General features: G+C 53.0%; 11 protein-coding genes. 5 read left to right on the forward strand and 6 right to left on the reverse strand.

Annotation, left to right across the window (positions count from 1 at the left end; all coding sequences use genetic code 11):
• The first annotated feature begins 312 nt into the window (after positions 1 to 312).
• The 4 genes from ACFE8Q_RS13455 to ACFE8Q_RS13470 all read left to right on the forward strand — a co-directional run bounded on the left by ACFE8Q_RS13455 (position 313) and on the right by ACFE8Q_RS13470 (position 10413).
• Positions 313 to 5442 carry a translocation/assembly module TamB domain-containing protein gene (locus ACFE8Q_RS13455; protein ID WP_375445910.1) on the forward strand — a complete coding sequence of 1710 codons (5130 nt, stop codon included), beginning with the start codon at positions 313 to 315 and terminating at the stop codon, positions 5440 to 5442.
• Between the two features lie 213 nt (positions 5443 to 5655).
• Positions 5656 to 8016 (forward strand): BamA/TamA family outer membrane protein, encoded by a 2361-nt coding sequence (locus tag ACFE8Q_RS13460; protein WP_375445911.1) that lies wholly within the window; start codon positions 5656 to 5658, stop codon positions 8014 to 8016.
• Positions 8017 to 8066: 50 nt separating this feature from the next.
• Positions 8067 to 8948, forward strand: a complete 882-nt coding sequence (locus tag ACFE8Q_RS13465; protein ID WP_375445912.1) for a glycosyltransferase family 2 protein — start codon at positions 8067 to 8069, stop codon at positions 8946 to 8948.
• A 25-nt stretch (positions 8949 to 8973) separates the two neighbouring features.
• Positions 8974 to 10413: a hypothetical protein gene (locus ACFE8Q_RS13470; protein ID WP_375445913.1), complete on the forward strand. Its 1440-nt coding sequence runs from the start codon at positions 8974 to 8976 to the stop codon at positions 10411 to 10413.
• A gap of 101 nt (positions 10414 to 10514) precedes the next feature.
• On the opposite strand, the gene ACFE8Q_RS13475 is transcribed toward ACFE8Q_RS13470, so the two are convergent.
• On the reverse strand, positions 10515 to 11051 hold the full coding sequence (locus ACFE8Q_RS13475) for a DUF2911 domain-containing protein (protein ID WP_375445914.1): 537 nt from the start codon (positions 11049 to 11051) through the stop codon (positions 10515 to 10517).
• A gap of 244 nt (positions 11052 to 11295) precedes the next feature.
• Here ACFE8Q_RS13475 and ACFE8Q_RS13480 point away from each other — a divergent pair, with 244 nt between their 5' ends.
• Positions 11296 to 13101, forward strand: coding sequence for an acyl-CoA dehydrogenase (locus tag ACFE8Q_RS13480; RefSeq protein WP_375445915.1), 1806 nt, complete (start codon positions 11296 to 11298; stop codon positions 13099 to 13101).
• Positions 13102 to 13303: 202 nt separating this feature from the next.
• Here ACFE8Q_RS13480 and argB read toward each other — a convergent pair whose 3' ends face one another.
• The 5 genes from argB to ACFE8Q_RS13505 form a co-directional block, all read right to left on the reverse strand.
• Positions 13304 to 14086 (reverse strand): acetylglutamate kinase, encoded by a 783-nt coding sequence (gene argB, locus ACFE8Q_RS13485; RefSeq protein ID WP_375445916.1) that lies wholly within the window; start codon positions 14084 to 14086, stop codon positions 13304 to 13306.
• 63 nt (positions 14087 to 14149) lie between these two features.
• Positions 14150 to 15112: an N-acetylornithine carbamoyltransferase gene (locus ACFE8Q_RS13490; RefSeq protein WP_375445917.1), complete on the reverse strand. Its 963-nt coding sequence runs from the start codon at positions 15110 to 15112 to the stop codon at positions 14150 to 14152.
• A 203-nt stretch (positions 15113 to 15315) separates the two neighbouring features.
• Entirely contained in the window at positions 15316 to 16464 is a 1149-nt protein-coding gene (locus ACFE8Q_RS13495; protein WP_375445918.1) for an aspartate aminotransferase family protein, read from the reverse strand.
• A 152-nt stretch (positions 16465 to 16616) separates the two neighbouring features.
• On the reverse strand, positions 16617 to 17360 hold the full coding sequence (locus ACFE8Q_RS13500; RefSeq protein WP_375445919.1) for an alpha/beta fold hydrolase: 744 nt from the start codon (positions 17358 to 17360) through the stop codon (positions 16617 to 16619).
• A gap of 123 nt (positions 17361 to 17483) precedes the next feature.
• Positions 17484 to 18095, reverse strand: a complete 612-nt coding sequence (locus ACFE8Q_RS13505) for a hypothetical protein (RefSeq protein ID WP_375445920.1) — start codon at positions 18093 to 18095, stop codon at positions 17484 to 17486.
• Positions 18096 to 18104: the final 9 nt, after the last annotated feature.

An 18104-nucleotide genomic window follows, 5' to 3' on the forward strand; every position in this document is an offset into this window, starting at 1 on the left:
AGGCAGAATTAGTTTACTGTATTAACGGCGTAGCCCCGGACGCGGGATTGCCCTACCCCAACCCCCTGAAGGGGGCTAAAGCGCTGCTTGGTAACGTTGCGGAGCATTAGCCACCTTCAGGGGGTTGGGAGTAGGGCAATCCCGCGTCCGGGTAAAACCGAGACTATATCTTGATTCCACTAATGACCACCTACTCAGTCAATCTCCATTAGTCCCCGAATCCAAAAACACCTCAGAAGCGCTTTAAATAACACCGCTCCCCTTTTTCGCGTTAAGACGTAAGGGATTTTATTCATACACTCTTCGCTGTTCGTGAAACGATTTTTGGTAACAACCGGTCTGGTTATCCTGGCCCTCATACTGTTAATAGCTGGCTTTGTCACGGTGATCGCTACCACCTCGTGGGGCCAGGGCTTTGTGACGCAGCAGGTTAACAGTTATCTCGGCAAAAAAATTAAGGCTCCCTTTCGCATCGGGCGCATCAGCTACCACATTCCCGACTGGATCGAACTGGACGATGTGTTCTTCAAAACGCCCCAGGGCGACACGCTCCTGATCGGCAAACGCATGCGCGTTGACCTGGACATGATGGCCCTGATGCAAAGCAAAATCTCGCTTAACCAGGTTGAGCTAGACGACGTTCGCTTGCACGTAACCCGCACGTTACCAGATACTGCCTTCAACTTCAACTACATTCTTGATGCGTTCAATACGGCGCAACCCGACACGGCCAGTCTGGCCACCAAAATTGCGCCACCGGCCGATACAACGTCTACCCCACTCGATATAAGCCTGTCGGGCGCGACCCTGCGAAAGGTTCTGATTCGCTATGAAGATGATGTGGCCGGGGCCAATGTCAACGCCTACGTCGATAGCCTTCGTCTCAACTTCGATGAGGTAAACGTGGCCCGCTCCCGCTACCTGATCCGCGATGTGTCGGCGGTTGGGCTGACCGTGAAAAGCCGGATTTATGAGGGTATCCCAACGCCATCGACCCCATCGAAACCGGGCGACACCCTGACGCTGGGCCTCGGCAAATGGCAGTTAGATCAGGCCCGTTGGGATGTTCGTGTAGAAACCGCTGACTTTGCAACGACGGGAAAGGTGGGTAAGCTGGCGATGGAAAGTGATTATTTCCACCTGAACGGCGAAAAAGTGGGCATCCGGTCGCTGGCAATGGCCAATTCCGATATTACCACTACGCTGTTACGGCCGCAACGTACCCAACAAGCCGCCCGAACACCCGAAGCAGCCGTGGCGATTAAGCAGGCAGACCCAACCGTAAAAGCCGCCGCCAAGGCCGAGCAGAAAGCCGAAGCCGCTCAACCATCTGGCTGGATAGCGCGGGTTGGCCTGGCTAAATTTTCCAACAACCGAATCCGGTTCGATGATGAAACGCAGGCCCGCCAACCCCGCGGCCTCGATTACGGCCACCTCGACCTGAGCGGACTGGGCATCGAAGGACGCAACCTGCTATATAGCCCGGATAAGATTTCGGGGCAGATTCGGCAGGGTAAATTCAGGGACAAAAGCGGCTTCGTGCTCCAGCATTTCGACGTCGACCTGCTCTATGGCGAAAAAGCCACGCTGTTGACAAACCTCTTTATTCGTACGCCCGGCACCATCCTGCGCGACCGCCTCGAACTGCGCTACGATTCGCTGGGTCAACTAACCCGCGCCACCGAAGGTAAGAACCTGAACCGGGTTAGCGTGCTGTTGAACCTTCGCCAGAGCAAACTGGCCTTTGCCGACGTGCTGCAACTGGCTCCCTTTCTGGCCGACACACCTCCGCTGGCCGGCAACCGCAACGAAGTGGTCAGGGCCGATGCGCAGTTGCGTGGTACCCTGGCCGACCTGCGGATTCCCAAAGCCGAGTTCGCCATGTTTTCGGGTACTGTCCTGAAAGCCAGCGGCCGCCTGACCAACGTAACCAACCCTGATCGGCTCGGCCTGGACCTGACGCTGACCGATGCCCGAACAAACCGTGCCGACATCGGCAAATTCGTACCGCCAGGTACGTTGCCTGATTCACTGGCCCTGGCTCCGCAACTAAAACTGACCGGCAAAATACGAGGTACGCTGAATAAGCTGGTTACCGACGCCAAACTGGCCACCAACTGGGGCACGGCCGCTTTCGACGGAACGCTACGCAACTTCTACGCGGGCAAAGGCCAATCGTATGCGGGGAAGGCCGTGCTCACGAACTTCGAAGCAGGCAAGTGGCTGATGAATCCGAAGCAGTTTGGCACCATCACGGCGCGGGCGGCGGTGAACGGCAGCGGCATCGACCCCGCCACGATGGAGACCAACTTCCGGGCTGTGGTGGATGAAGCGGGCCTAAACGGGTATTCGTACAAAAACGCCGACGTAACGGGGTCGCTCGTCAACGGGTTGCTAACGCTGAAAGGTGGTATCAACGACCCGAATGTACGCCTCAATCTGGACACGAAAGTGAGCCTGAAAACAACGTACCCAACCATTGCCGGAGACATCAATATCCAGGAACTGAACCTCGACAAGCTGAAGCTCTACGCCGACCCGTTGTCTATTAAAGGCAACATCAAACTGGCCATGACGTCGACCGGCCCCGTGCGGCCCGAAGGCACTATCTATGCCTCCGACGCGGTGGTGAGTTTAAAAGGCAAGACGTACCCAATTGATACACTGTACCTGAAAGCGGGCACCGTAAACCCCGGCCGGAAAACGCTGACGCTCGGATTGCCATTCGGGCAGTTGGCACTGAGCGGTCAGTTTGAGTACACGCAACTGTACGATATTGTGGCTAGTGAAATTGGACGCTACTTCAAAATTCCTGACCTGACCTACAAGACCGTCCAGCCTCCCTACAGCTTTTATGTGACCGGCCAGGTACGTCAACACCCGCTGTTGCAGGCGTTTGTGCCCGCACTGCGCAAGCTGGACCCCGTTTCGCTCGATGCGTACCTGGACAATACCCGAGATACCACGTTTGCCGCCACCATCAAAACCGGCCTGGTAGATTACGATACCATTGTAGTCAAGGGATCGTCGCTGGGCTTGCTGGCCTATAACAACCAGTTGAGCGTGGCGGGGCAGGTGAATGCCTTGCAAACGAACAGCCTGAAAATTGGCCTCACGCAGTTGAGTGGCTCAGCGGCCAACAACCGGTTTTCCTTTTCGGTCGTTAATAAAGATTCGCTTAACAAAGACCGCTATGGATTGGCCGGGCTGGTATCGCTGGTTGGTTCCGACTACCGGCTTCAGGTTGGTCAGCGTGGCCTGCTGACCAACTACCGAACGTGGACTTCGGATACAACCGGCTATATCCAGTATGGCAAAGCGGGGGTGTTGGCGCAGAATTTCCTGCTCAGGCAGGGCGCACAAACCATCACCGTCAACAGTGTTAACCCGGTGCCCAATGGACCGCTTCGCGTGGAGGCCCGCAACGTTAGTTTGAGCGATCTGTCGAGTCTGGCCAATCAGGATACGACGCTGGTGGCAGGTACGTTGAACAGCACCGTTGTTGTGCGCGATTACCTGTCGCCGCCAGGTGGCACACCGCTTTCCTTCACTGGCGACCTTAACGTAGACAGTTTGCGGGTGATGGACAAACCCATCGGCAACCTGAACGGCGACTTTGCCAACGCGTCGGGTGGCCGGATTGGGGTGAACGTGACGCTGCTGAGTTCAACCAACGACGCTAAAGTATCGGGCTATTATGACCCGACCAATCCGAAAGAGTCGCTCGATTTTTACCTGAAACTCAATAAGCTGGATGCCAAGACCATTGAAGCGTTCAGCTTTGGCGAGCTACGACGGGCCAAAGGCATGCTGCGCGGCGAGACTGATATTCAGGGCACTCCCGACAATCCACGGTTGAACGGGGGCATCTCGTTCGATTCGGTCGCCTTCAATATCAAGCAGTTGAACGCGACCTATCGTATCGATCAGGAACGTATTCGGCTGGAAGGCCAAACAATGACGTTTACGGATTTTAATCTCCGTGATACGCTTGGCCGTACGCTCACCACCGATGGTAAAGTGGTGCTGAGCAACATTCCCGATGTGTCATACGACCTCCGGGTACGTGCCCAGAACTTTCTGGCCCTGAATGCCGCCCGTAAAGACAATGACTTTTTCTATGGTAAAGCTGCCATTTCAGCAAACATGCACATTGTCGGTAAGGGCGGATCACCGGCTGTTACAGGTAGTGTGAAACTCGAAGAGGGCAGTAAGGTAACCACCGTTTTACCCAGCGACGAAGCCAGCCTGAACGATGCCCGGCAGGTCGTGACGTTCATCAACCATAACGATACGCTTGCCCTCAGTAAATACCTGCGGCCCCGGAAAGACACAGTGTTGGCCCCGCTTCAGTTCGAACAACTGAATAACTCGAACATCAACCTGACGCTGGAAGCCACCGATAAGTCGGAGATCACGATTATAGTTGACGAACTGAACGGCGATAACCTGAAAGCGCGCGGAAACGCCAACCTGGCCGTGAACGTCTCGCCTAGTGGCGAAATATCGGTGCTGGGCCGCTATGAAGTGACGGAAGGGCGTTATTCACTCACCTATCAGGTATTGCAGCGAGAATTCGAACTTCAGAAAGGCGGCTATATTAACTTCACCGGCGACCCGTTGAAAGCCGACCTGAACCTGACGGCCATCTACGAGGCGCGAACGACGTCAGACGCTCTGATCGCCAGCGAAACATCGAACTCGACCCAGGCGACCACAAAAGTTAACTTACCCTACAACGTGGCGCTTACCCTGAGTGGTAACCTGGCGTCGCCCACGATCGGCTTTGATATTATTGCACCAAGCGAAACGCTAACGCGTCTGGGCAGTTCGGCCGACCTGGTGACGCAAAAGCTGGCTACCCTGCGCGAAGACCCGAACCAGATGAACAAACAGGTATTTGGCCTGCTTATTCTGGGCAATTTCATCTCGGAGACTTCCGGTGGTTCGTCCTCGGAGTTTAACGTGGGCAATACGGCCGAAAGCCTGGCCCGAAGCAGCGTGAGCAAGATTATCAGTCAACAGTTGCAGCAGTTTGCCTCGGGTCTCATCAAAGGAGTCGATCTGGACGTTGGCCTGAACTCGCGTTCAGGGACGGCCGAAACGGGCGATACAACCAGTAATAGCAGCAGCCGTACCGACCTGAACATTGGCTTATCACGAAGCTTCATGCAGGGGCGGTTGACCGTTTCTGTCGGCAAAAACTTTGTGGTGGCCGGTGCGAGTTCAGCCCAAAATAACGCCGTTTTTGACAACCTGAACCTCAACTATAACCTCACCCGCGATGGCCGCTACGCCCTGCGCGCCTATCGCCGCAGCAACACAGAACGGACCATTCTGGAAGGATTTGTAATCGAAACCGGTGTTGGCTTCGTTATTACGGTCGATTTCAACACGCTGGCTGAGCTGGTGAGGCGGCGTAAAGATGAAGAACAGGAGTAAGAATTAGCAGCGGCTTTTGGCTGGGTGTTGCTGACGCATGGCCCTTCGACAGGCTCAGGGTGACAATCCCACTCAAGTTCGTCATCAACATCTGAATGTGAGTTGTCACCCTGAGCCTGTCGAAGGGCCTAGAGCGCGAAGCAACACCCACCCAGCAAAAAGCTGAACAACCCCACCACTAAAAAAAACAGCATTATCAGTATCAATTGATTAATGAAGAGATCTCAACCATACCTGCTAGTCGCCTTTCTTTTCGGCATATTGCTTCAAAGCTGCAATGTATCCAGACATCTGCCAGCGGGTGAGAAGCTATACGTCGGCGCTGATTTCGTGCTGAATACGGATTCGACCATTACCAAGGATGAGAAGACCCGGCTCACTGAACAACTCAGCGAACTGGCTCGTCCGAGACCGAATAAACGCCTGTTTGGCTTTCCGTATAAAGTTGGTTTTTACTATTTCATCGGTGAACCTAAAAAGGAAAAAGGCTTTCGGGCGGGGCTCAGACGCCGGTTTGGCGAAGCACCCGTACTGGCCAGTGCGCGGGGCCTGACCGCCAACAGTAACCTGATGGCCAACGTATTGGAGAATGAAGGCTATTTCCGGTCGCAGGTGTCGGGTGAGTTTGTGGATGTAGACAGCTACCAGACCAAGGCCCGCTACACCGCACAGGTGCCTCAACGTTACCTGATCGATTCGGTATCCTTCATCGGCGATTCTACACTGGCGGCGCGGGCCATGTTCAACGCATCGCCTAAAACACTGCTAAAACCAGGCAATGCCTTTATACTCAACACCATAACGGCCGAAAAACAACGCATTGCCGACGTCCTGAAGCAGCGTGGTTTCTATTATTTTCTGCCCGAATATGTGGCTATGCTGACCGATACGGCCGCGGGTAATCATAAAGTCCGGTTCTACGTGGCTATCAAGCCCGACATTCCTGAAGCGGCCAAGATTCCGTATTACATCCGTAACGTCTTCATTTTCCCGAACTACACCCTGAGCAACGCCCGCCGCGATACCAACCGCGCCGATGCCTACCGCCCCCCCGTTGAGAACCCGGCTGATACCGGCCGGTCGCTCCGGCGGTTTTTCATTGTCGATTCGGCGCGGGTGTTTAAACCGCAGTTGTTCAACGACGTGATCGGGCTTCGACCGGGGCGGCGGTACAACAGCCGGGTTCAGGACCTTTCCCTGTCTCGGCTGGTGAACCTGGGTACGTTCAAATACGTCCGTAATCGGTTCGAGCCGGTGGGTCGTAACGGACGCGATTCGGCCCTGTTTGATGTGAGTTACTACCTGACGCCCTTGCCCCGCAAATCGGTCCGGCTGGAGCTTTCGGGTAACTCCCGCTCCAACAACCTCGCAGGTACGTTGCTGACGTTGAGCTTCATAGGCCGGAATTTTCTGGGCCGCGCTGAACAGCTAACGATAAACGGAACGGCTGGTATCGACCTTCAGATCGGGGCGGCCGGGCGGGGCGTTACCAACTACCGCTACGGCACCGATGCCACGCTGAGCTTCCCAAGGCTGGTGTCGCCCTTTCCGATCCGATATGACCGGCGGCAGATACTTCCCAAAACGAATCTTAGTATTGGCTACGAACTCCTTCAGCGCGACTCGCTCTACAACCTGAGTTCGGTGCGGGCTTCCTTTGGGTATGCGTTCAGGACGAGCAACCGGGTAGAGCATTCGCTTACCTTGTTCAATGTCAACTATGTTCATAGCTTTAATTTTGGCCCTAAATTTTATAATGCCATTTCTGATACAAACGCTGCTGTGTCGGCCCCACTTCTGCGAATCCTCCAGGATCAGTTGATTCTGAGTACCATTTATACACTCAATGTAAATTCAGACCCCAACGCCAATAAGCGGCACTCCTACCGGCATACAGTAAACATTGAGCCTGCCGGTAATCTGGCCGGTCTGTTGCTAAAGAATGACGAGACTGATTACAAACGCATTTTCGATGCTGCGTTTGCCCAGTTCTTTCGCATTGATTATGATTCCCGCCACTACTTTCAGTTGAATAAATCGCTGGTGTGGGCCAACCGCTTCTTCGGGGGTATCGGAATCCCCTATGGCAACAGCAACGAAATGCCGTTTATACGGCAGTATTTTGTGGGTGGAGCAAACAGTGTTCGTGCCTTTAGACCCCGCGCCGTTGGGCCGGGTACGTTCTCAAGTACCGGTGGAAAAGTGCTGTTTCAGGACGGTGGAGGTGATATTAAACTCGAAGTCAATACCGAGCTACGAGCAAAACTCACTTCCATTTTTCAGCTAGCCGCCTTTATTGATGCAGGGAACGTATGGTCGTATACTGATCAGACGTATTACGGGCCTGACTCGCAATTCAATAAAAACTTCATTAAGCAACTGGCCATCGGGGGCGGTCTCGGCCTACGCATCGACTTGTCGTACTTCCTGATCCGGGCTGATCTGGCCACGCCGTTCCAAAAGCCGTATCTTCCTGAAGGTCAGCGCTGGGTGCTAAATCAGATCAACCTTCGCAGCCCCGAATGGCGGCGCGACAACCTGATCCTGAATATTGCAGTAGGCTACCCATTCTGATTTGTGGCTAACTTGCGTGCGAATTTGTACGCGACCCTTGCCCACCAATCATGAAAGTCACTGGGTTTACCTTCATCCGAAACGCTGAAAAGTTCGGCTATCCTATTGTAGAAGCCATTCGGTCTATATTGCCCCTTTGCGATGAATTCGTGGTGGCCGTTGGCAACTCAACAGACAATACAATTGGCCTGATCCAGGCTATCGGATCGTCTAAAATTCGTCTTATCCACACGATTTGGAATGATGAGTTGCGCGAAGGCGGGCGCGTACTGGCCGAAGAGACGGACAAAGCGCTTGCTGCCATATCGGCCGACACCGACTGGGCTTTCTACATTCAGGGCGATGAGGTGCTGCACGAGCAATACCTCGACACGGTTCGACAGGCTATGCAGGACAACCTCAACGACCTCGGGGTGGATGGGCTGCTCTTTAAATACCTGCACTTCTACGGCTCGTTCAGGTACGTTGGTGATTCGCGCCGGTGGTATCGACGTGAGATTCGGGTCATCCGCCATACCGGTAACGTGGCGTCATACCGCGATGCGCAGGGCTTTAGAAAAAAGGACAATACCAAGTTGCGGGTCAAACTAATCGACGCCTATATCTACCATTACGGTTGGGTAAAACCGATTGAATTGCAACGGGCAAAAGTCGGCTATTTCTATCGATTCTGGCATAGCGAAGAAGCCATGCAACGAGTGGCGAATGAAGCAAAACAGTTCAGTTACGAACAACATATCGACTCACTTGCCGAGTTTACAGGCACGCATCCTGCCGTGATGCTGCCTCGCATTGCTTCAACCAATAATTCATTTACGTTTGATACCCGCCAACGCAGGTATTCGCCTAGAGTGCGGATACTTACTTTTATTGAAAAGTTGACCAACTGGCGAATAGGCGAGTACAAAAACTATCGTTTATTAGGCAAATAGCGGTTTCATAAAAATTCGTTCTGATTTGAATCTGTCGATGTCTTTTCCGGGTAATCGTTTCCTGCACATTGTCCTTTTTGTATTGGTAGGCTTGACTATAGCCACCTATTATCATCGGTACCCAACCGGCGATGATGCCTGGATTGCCGAAGAATCATACTGGCTCAGTAAAAATGGCATTGTACGTTCTGAATTTTTCAGGGGCATATTAGGCTGGGAGAAGCAACTTCTGGTTAGCCACAAATTATTTATAGCTATTGGTGCCGTTCTGATCAAACTATTCGGGCATCAGCTTCCTACCGTTCAGCTTACGGGTTTACTCTTTTTCTGTCTTCTTGTTTTCACCGTAACGAGTTATATCCGTAAACGAGAATATTCGTACAACTCTCCTTATTTACTAGCAATACTTATCCTTATATTCTCAAACAGATTTCTGATTAGAACAAGTTTCGAAAACCGACCCGATATGGTGGTCGCCGCGTTAGGATTCAGCTCTTTTCTCTGTTTAATAGCTTCAAGACATAAGCTACGCAACGCAGCGTTTGGCGGCTTACTGGCTGGTCTAGCGCTACTCAGCCACTTAAATGGAGTTATCTACCTGCTGGCTGGCGTTGGGCTGCTGGTCTATCAACGCACTTTCAAAGCGGCTGTTCTCTTCTCCATAATCGCTGGCTGCACGAGTATGACCTATTTCATTGATGTTCTGATGGCCGACAACGGCATAGCCGTTTGGCTGAGTCAATTTAAAAGCGACCCCGCTACACAAAATGCCTTCACTATAACCTCGAAGTTACTGGTCATGGCCACTTATCCGAGGTTGTTTTTCTATACACCCGAACACGCAGCGCTTTCTATTTTATTTGTGTACATCGTATGGCATCAACGGAAAATTCTCAATACCATACCCGCTGATCTGAAAATATACTCACTCCTCCTCTTTATATCGTTCTGGATCCTAACAAAGTCGCCGTCAGGCAGCTATTTAACGTTGTTTATTCCGTTTATGCTCCTCATTATTTATGAGCTATACAGGAAAAAACCGTTTACCAGTTTAGGTTTAAAGTTTGTGCTGATTTTATACATGGTGATTGGGCTATATGGAACAATTGAAATAATTTATACCAATAATAGTCAAGAATATATCCCTGTTGCTTATAAAAAATTACGGTCCCATCTTTCGTCAACGGAGAGAGGACTGGTCCCGTTGACATTCTTTTTCAATGAGTATGAACAATATGCATACTTGCTTTGTCACGAAAATTTTACCTACTTTTCTAACCGCCCCGGCGACTTAGGACCCTGGGCAAATGATCGTAAAGTAGACTTCATACTCATGGATTATGTCTACCGCCCCGAACCGTATTATCCACCGGCAGGTACCAAACAATTGCCGTTCTATAACCTATCTTTTTTCGACGGTCGTTTTGCAATATATAAACATCAGCCAAGTACATCAGGTAAGTAGCATACCTGAATTTGTAGACTGTCACACAAAAAATCCCGACCAGATAATGGTCGGGATTTTTTGTGTGCGATAGCGTATAGTGTATGCTTCAGGTACGTTGCCTAGTTGCTCATGCCGTGGTTCATCACGGGAATGGTGATCATGGCTGTATCCCAGGCGATACTCACGCTTTTATTGGTTGGCGTAATCGTCAGTTTTTCAACCGGCATCTTGCTGGCCACGGCGGGTACTTTCACTTCCAGCACGTTCTTGGCGACATGCTTGTCGTAATCATACGCGCCCCACTGCCCCAAAACCGTGTTCAGAATGACCGACCATTCTTTCTCGTTTGGAATGGTCACCAGCGTGTAGGTACCTGCCTTCACCATTTTACCGCCAAACATAACATCGTTCTTGAAGGTGATCTCCGTAGCGGCGTCGGCACCGGTGCGCCAGGGTTTACCGTACTTTTCAAGTGACGTGACGCCTTCAGGGCCGAAAATAACCCGTCCTCTTTTTGAGGGTTGACCGTAAACGACCTTGATGGTTTTATCGGGGCTTTCAACGGTTAAATGGGGGCTTTTTGCGTTCTGAGCAAACCCAACGGTCGCCGTCATGGCAAGCAGCATGAGTACTAGTAAAGAAACAGTCTGTTTCATGATCCGTAATGAATTGGTTAGTGATTTAGCATCAAAACGTAAACAACATCTATACCAATATGGTTTTTGTCGATTCTTCAAGGGAAGAATCCTTGTTTTTCTTACTTTTACATAATAGTATGCGTGCATACTACCTCTGTTTTCAGTTTACTGTTTACCGTTTACTGTTGCGCTGCCAACGTGTAGTTCTTCAGCTTAGCGAAGCAACTGAAAACAGCAAACGAAAAACTGTAAACTCCTTCTTATGTCTGCCTACTTCAGTAAACGCAACCTCCAGTTTCTGCTTCACGAGGTCTTCCATGCCGAAAATCTGACAAAATACCCGTTCTTCGCCGCCCACGACCGGGGTACGTTCGACATGGCGATCGACTCGGCTACGCAGATTGCCGACACGCTCCTATACCCGTATGTCCGCGAGGTTGACCGTAACCAGCCCGAGCTGAAAAATGGGCAGGTTACTGTTCACCCCAAAGTAAAAGAATTCATCAAGGCGATGGGCGACGCGGGCCTGATCGGCACCGGCTTTTCGTTTGAACAGGGCGGTCAGCAGCTTCCCGAGCTCATCAGTTCCAGTATCGGCTATATTCTCATGGCCGCCAACAACGGCATGATGTACGTCGGCCTGACGTCGGGCGCGGCCAATCTGATCACCTCATTTGGGTCCGCTGACCTCACGGAGACCTACGTCCCCCGAATGCTGGCGGGCGAGTGGCAGGGCACTATGGCCCTTACCGAGCCACAGGCCGGTTCGTCGCTCTCCGACGTGATGACCTCGGCCACACCGCAACCCGATGGAACCTACAAGATCAAGGGACAAAAAGTATTTATCTCGGCAGGCGACCACGACGCGGCGGGTAACATCATTCACCTGATGCTTGCCCGGATTGATGGTGCTCCCAAAGGCACAAAAGGGATCTCCCTGTTTGTGGTACCCAAGTACCGCCTGACCAACGATGGTACCGATCAGACTGACAACGACGTAACTTCGACGGGCGTTTACCACAAGATGGGGCAACGCGGCGTACCGGCCATGCACCTAACCATGGGCGAGCGCGACGATTGCGTTGGCTACCTGGTTGGCGAACCACACCAGGGATTACCTTACATGTTCCAGATGATGAACGAGGCCCGGATTGGCGTGGGCATGACTGCGGCGGGTATTGCCACGGCAGCCTACCACGCGGCCCTGCAATACGCCCGTGAACGCCCACAAAGCCGCCGCCTGAACGAAAAAAATGCCCTCGATTCGCCCCAGACGCCCATCATCAACCACCCCGATGTTCGGCGGATGCTGCTGTTCCAGAAGGCCGTAACGGAAGGTTCGCTGGCCCTATTGCTTGAAGCGGCGAAGCAGTTCGACATTGCGCACGTGGCTGAAGGCGAAGAGAAAGAAAACGCGCATCTGCTGGTGGAGATTCTGATGCCGATGGCGAAAAGCTACCCGTCAGAGATGGGCGTTCAGTCGGTGAGCCAGAGCGTACAAACGTTTGGTGGCTACGGCTTTACGGAGGATTTTCCGGTGGAGCAGTTGTACCGCGACATTCGGATTACGCCAATTTACGAAGGCACTACCGGTATTCAGGCGCAGGACTTACTGGGTCGGAAGATGACCATGAAAGGTGGCAAAGCGGCGCAACTGCTGATGCAGGAAATCGGCAAGACCATTGCCGAAGCAGCTACTCATGACGATCTAAAACCGTATGCCAGCATCCTCAAAACGGAGTTGGGCCGTATTCAGGAAGTGATGCAGGCGATCATGCCGCACGCTGGCGCGGGTGATTACGAACGCTACCTCAGCGATGCCACGCTGTTTCTGGAACAGATGGGGATTGTGGTGGTGGCGTGGCAGTGGCTGAAACAGGGCATCGTGGCCAAGCAACTGATCCTGACACAAAACCCACAGGGCGATGAACTGGCGTTCTATGAAGGAAAGTTGCACACCATGAAGTTCTTCTTCCACTACGAAGTACCCAAAACACTCGGCCTCGCCGCCCGCCTCAAAGACACCGAAGTGCTCACCATCGTGAGCGCGAAAGAACTGGCGTTATAGGGGTTTCTGATGGTTGATATGTAGGGGCAGCCCATCGTGGCTGCCCGCTTTCGGGCGCGATAGCGACCGCCCCGATTGGGTTGCATTTCAAAATTGTTGATGAAATAGCCAATGGGTGGACAGATTGTTTGATCGGCGTATTGCTGACGCAAGGCGGGCAACCACGATGGGTTGCCCCTACAGATCAACCATCAGGACGAAGCTAACTGATTACCGTTCCTGCTGCCCCGTTCAACGCTGCTGCTATGTCATCGGCGTGGCAGATGATGACGCGCTTTACACCGGCATCGAGGGCGGCGAAGGCGTTGTCGAGTTTCGGGATCATGCCTTTGTTGATGCTGCCGGCAGCTTTGTGTGCAGCATAGACCGCAGGCGTGAGCTGGCTAATGACACTATCGTCATCGTCGGGATTCGATAGCACGCCTTTCTTTTCAAAGCAGTATACCAGTGTCACCTCGTTGTGGCGAATCAGGTCGACGGCCAGTGCCTGCGCCATTGTATCGGCGTTCGTGTTGAGCAACGTACCCAGCGACGGATCGAACGAAAGCGGGGCCAGCACGGGCACCAGGCCCTGATTGGTGAACGACTGTAACCGGCCCGAATCGACCTCCTGAATGTCGCCGACAAAACCGTAGTCGATGGCTGCAACGGGGCGTTTCTGGGCTTTTACGAGTCCCGCATCGGCCCCGGTGAGGCCAATGGCATTCACGCCAAGAACCTGCAACTGCGCCACGATCTGCTTATTGATCAGGCCACCATACACCATCGTCACTACGTCGAGCATGGGTTTATCGGTGATACGCCGCCCTTCAACCATCGTGGTAGGTACGTTCAGCTTCTCGGCAATCTGCGTGGCAATCTTACCGCCACCATGCACCAGTACTTTATCGCCACGGAGGGTAGAAAAAGCCGTCAGGAAGCGGGTCAGCGCGGCGGGACTATCGATGACGTTGCCGCCAATTTTGAAAACGGTAGTTTGATTCATTGATTTTACTTATAACAGTTTAAGCGGCGTTTACCCCCAACCCAGACGCGGGACCGCACTAAACTATTTTAAATTTAACAATATCTCCTTCAGCACGGCCTGCGCCGACCATTCGCGGTTGGCGGCCTGTTCGATCACCAGCGACTGGGGGCTATCGAGAACGGCGTCGGACACTTTCAGGTTACGACGAACGGGCAGGCAGTGCATGAATTTTCCGTCGTTGGTCAGGTTCATTTTATCCATCGTCACCGCCCAGGACGGATCGCTGGTGAGCATCTGCCCGTATTGGGCGTAGGACGACCAGTTTTTACCATAAATGAAGTCGGCCCCGGCGAAGGCTTCGTCCTGATCGTAGATCACCGGTGCGTTGCCAACAAATTGTGGAGCCAGTTCGTAGCCTTTCGGATGCGTCACAACAAAGTCGATGTGGCCAGCGGCGGCGCGGGGGTTCATCCATTCGCAGAATGAGTTGGCAACGGCCTGTGGCAACTGCTTGATATGCGGCAACCAGGTGAGCACCACCTTCGGTCTGGGCGTTGTCTTCGCTTCGTCGATGGTGATACAGTCGGCCAGTGATTGCAATGGGTGGCGTGTCGCCGACTCCAGATTGACGATGGGGACGCCTGCATACCGGGCAAACTGGGTCATTACCTGCTCTTTGTAATCAGCTTCGCGGTCGGTCAGCCCGGCAAAGGCACGAACCGCGAGGATGTCGCAATAACGGCCCATCACGGCGGCGGCTTCGCGCACGTGTTCGGCTTTATCGGCATTCATAAATACGCCGTCTTCCATTTCCAGTCCCCAGCTATCGGCCCCCACGTTGAGGGTCATCACGTTCATGCCGAGATTACGGGCGGCTTTTTCGGTGCTGAGGCGGGTACGTAGGCTGGAGTTAAAAAAAAGCAGGCCAATAGTTTTGTGATGGCCAAGCTGTTCATCGGCGAATGGATTAGCCTTGGCGTCGCGGCCAGATTGAATCAATGCGTCAAGATCCGTGACGTCGGCGAGTGAGATGAATTGGTGCATTGGAAAAGGATGAAACACAGAGGCACAGAGTACACGGAGTGTTGTAAATTATCAGAAGTTGAACTGAGACATTCTCAGCTTTACCCCCAACCCCCTGAAGGGGGCTAAGGTGCTGCTTACCTGCCCTCGCGGAGCATTAGCCCCCTTTAGGGGGTTGGGGGTCTATGACGATTAAGGATTTTCTCTTCCATCTCTTTGCGCCCTTAGCGTGAAACGGTTGCGTCTTCGCGGTGAACTTCCTGGCTCAGCGCTTCCAGGAATTGATCGGCTTCGTCGGTGCCTAACGCCAGAGAAGGTAACAGACGGATGGTATGCTTACCGGCTACACCCGTGAATTGCTTATGCCCGAATAGCAGGTTGTGGCGCAGGTTTTCAACCGGAAAATCGTACTCGATACCGATCATCAGCCCACGACCACGCAGGTCTTTGTAGCCGCCAATCTGCCGAATACCATCCATCAGGTACGTTCCAAGGCGGTCGGCGTTCTCGATCAGGCCTTCTTCGCGCATGATGTCGAGCACGGCAATGGCCGCCGTACAGGCCAGGTGATTGCCGCCAAACGTGGTGCCCAGCAGGCCGTAGCTGGCTTTGAACTCAGGCGCAATAAGGATACCACCGATCGGGAAACCGTTGCCCATGCCTTTCGCCATCGAGATAATATCGGCCCGGATTCCGCTGAACTGGTGCGAAAAAAACTGGCCGGTTCGACCATATCCGCACTGCACACCGTCGAGGATAAGGACGGCTCCCGTTTCGTCGCAACGGTTGCGGAGCGCCTGCAAGAACGCATCAGTGGCTACCTGAATACCGCCCACGCCCTGAATACCTTCCACGATGACGGCGCAGGTGCTGGTTGTAATACCCGCCTCAAGGCCGTCGATGCCGTTGAAAGGAAGGAACGTGACGTGCTCCGTTGAGTTTACCGGAGCCACAATAGCCGGGTTATCGGTGGCGGCTACAGCGCCGGCCGTACGCCCGTGAAACGATTTTGTAAAGGCAACAACCCCTTTCCGGCCCGTATGAAATGAAGCTAGCTTGAGCGCATTCTCGTTGGCTTCAGCACCTGAATTACAGAGGAATAGCGAATAATCGGTATGGCCCGACAGTTCGCCCAGTTTATCGGCCAGTTCCTGCTGTTGCGGAATGTGGACCGAGTTGGAATAGAACGAAATCTTGTGGAGTTGATCGGTCAAGGCCTGAACGTACCTGGGATGCGTATGACCAACCGAAATCACGGCATGACCGCCGTACAGATCGAGGTACCGCGTGCCATTGGCATCCCAAAGGTAGCTGCCTTGCGCCCGAACGGGTTCGATATCGTAGAGTGGGTAGACGTTGAATAGCTGTGACATACGGACGTTCTTTGGTGATAAGTCGGCAAAAATACGGATTTTGACAGGGTATAGGTATAAACGTAACGCGGACTTCAGTCCGCAGGCAAAATAATGGCCTGCGGACTGAAGTCCGCGTTACGTTTAATTAGGAATCACGGTAACGAACCAACTCAATCGACCGTGATCTTTTCCAAAAAGGGTTTGATAGCCAGTACCAACTGCTCCGGCTCCTCGATCATACCTAAGTGGCCCGACTGCTCGAGCACTACAAATTCGGCGCTGGGCAGTTTCTGTTTCAATTCCTCCGAGCGTTCGAACGGGATCGCTTTATCCTCCCGACCTGCAATGATCAGCACGGGCAGGTCCGCATTTTTCAGAAAATCCGACCGGTCTGGCCGGGTACGTATTGCCTGTAAACCGGCCAGCATGGCGGCTTCGGGCAGGTTCTTGTGGGCATCGACCAGTTGCTGAATGGTGTCGGCGAGCGACTGACGGTGCTGTTCCGAAAACATGGCTGGAATGGCTTTCTCGACAAACGCATGACCACCTTCTGTTTCCAGCTTCTGTTTTGCTTCCTCCCGCTTCTGGCGTTGCTGGTCCGTATCGGGGTCGGCAAAGGCCGTTGAATTAACGAGCACAATGCCTTTCACCCGGTCGGGATATTTTTCGGCGGCCGCCAGCGCGATGTAGCCGCCCATCGAATGACCGATCAGCACGCATGCGCCCATTTCTGACGAACTTAGCTGCCCCTGCAACTCGTCGGCGTAGGCATCAATGCTGGTATGATCGGTCAGCCGGGAAAAGTCAGGCTTGATGATGGCATAATCGTCGGACAGGGCTGAGGCCAGGAAGTCCCATATAACCGGGCTTAGTGGATGCCCATGCAGAAAGACGAGGGTTGGACGTTTGAGCATAGAAAAGTTGGTTGAGGTAATACCGTCTCTAACAGAAATCGGGCGGCTTGTGTTGGTAAAACCAATCAACAAGTCGCCCGATTCAGGACAATTCAATTAATGCACTACCGGTAACGTTCTAAGTTACAGGCTTCCCTGGTTTATTACGCCCAATAGCACGAGTACCAGGCCAGCAATGAGCGCGATCAGGCCGATAGTGGCACCTACGCCATTACCGATCAGCAGCAACAGCAGACCAACCAGTGCAATAATGGCCCCAAGACGCACGTAGCCTGTCATAGCCGTTGTTTCTTTGGGTGCCATGTGCTTCTTGATCTTTTTGTCGATACTTTTCAGCATAGTGCGCTCAAAAAAGCTAGCCTTTTTCGTCGACGTAACCGCCTGCGTGCTCGTTTTTTGATTCACATCGGCCAGCATCTTCTCTGCTTTCTCGATCCGCTTTGTCAGGCGGCGGTCTGTAGAGTTGGTTGTTTTCAGACTAGCCAGCGCGTCAGAGGCCTGTTTGGTTTGCACAGCCACCGGTGCATTTGCAACGGCTTCGGTCGCAACCACCGCAGGTACGTCGGCAGCAGGCGTTACCACCTCTTCAGTCAATACCACAGGCTCTGTTGTTTTCTGCTGAGAATAAAAACGCTCAGGTTGCGACTTCTGGAATGTGGCAACGGGACGGCTACAGGCAGTAAGCAGGGCAGCGCCCGCCAGGGCAAGCGATACGGAGTGAATAAACTGTTTCATACTCGTGTT

Source organism: uncultured Fibrella sp., assembly GCF_964250085.1.
Taxonomy (GTDB): domain Bacteria; phylum Bacteroidota; class Bacteroidia; order Cytophagales; family Spirosomataceae; genus Fibrella.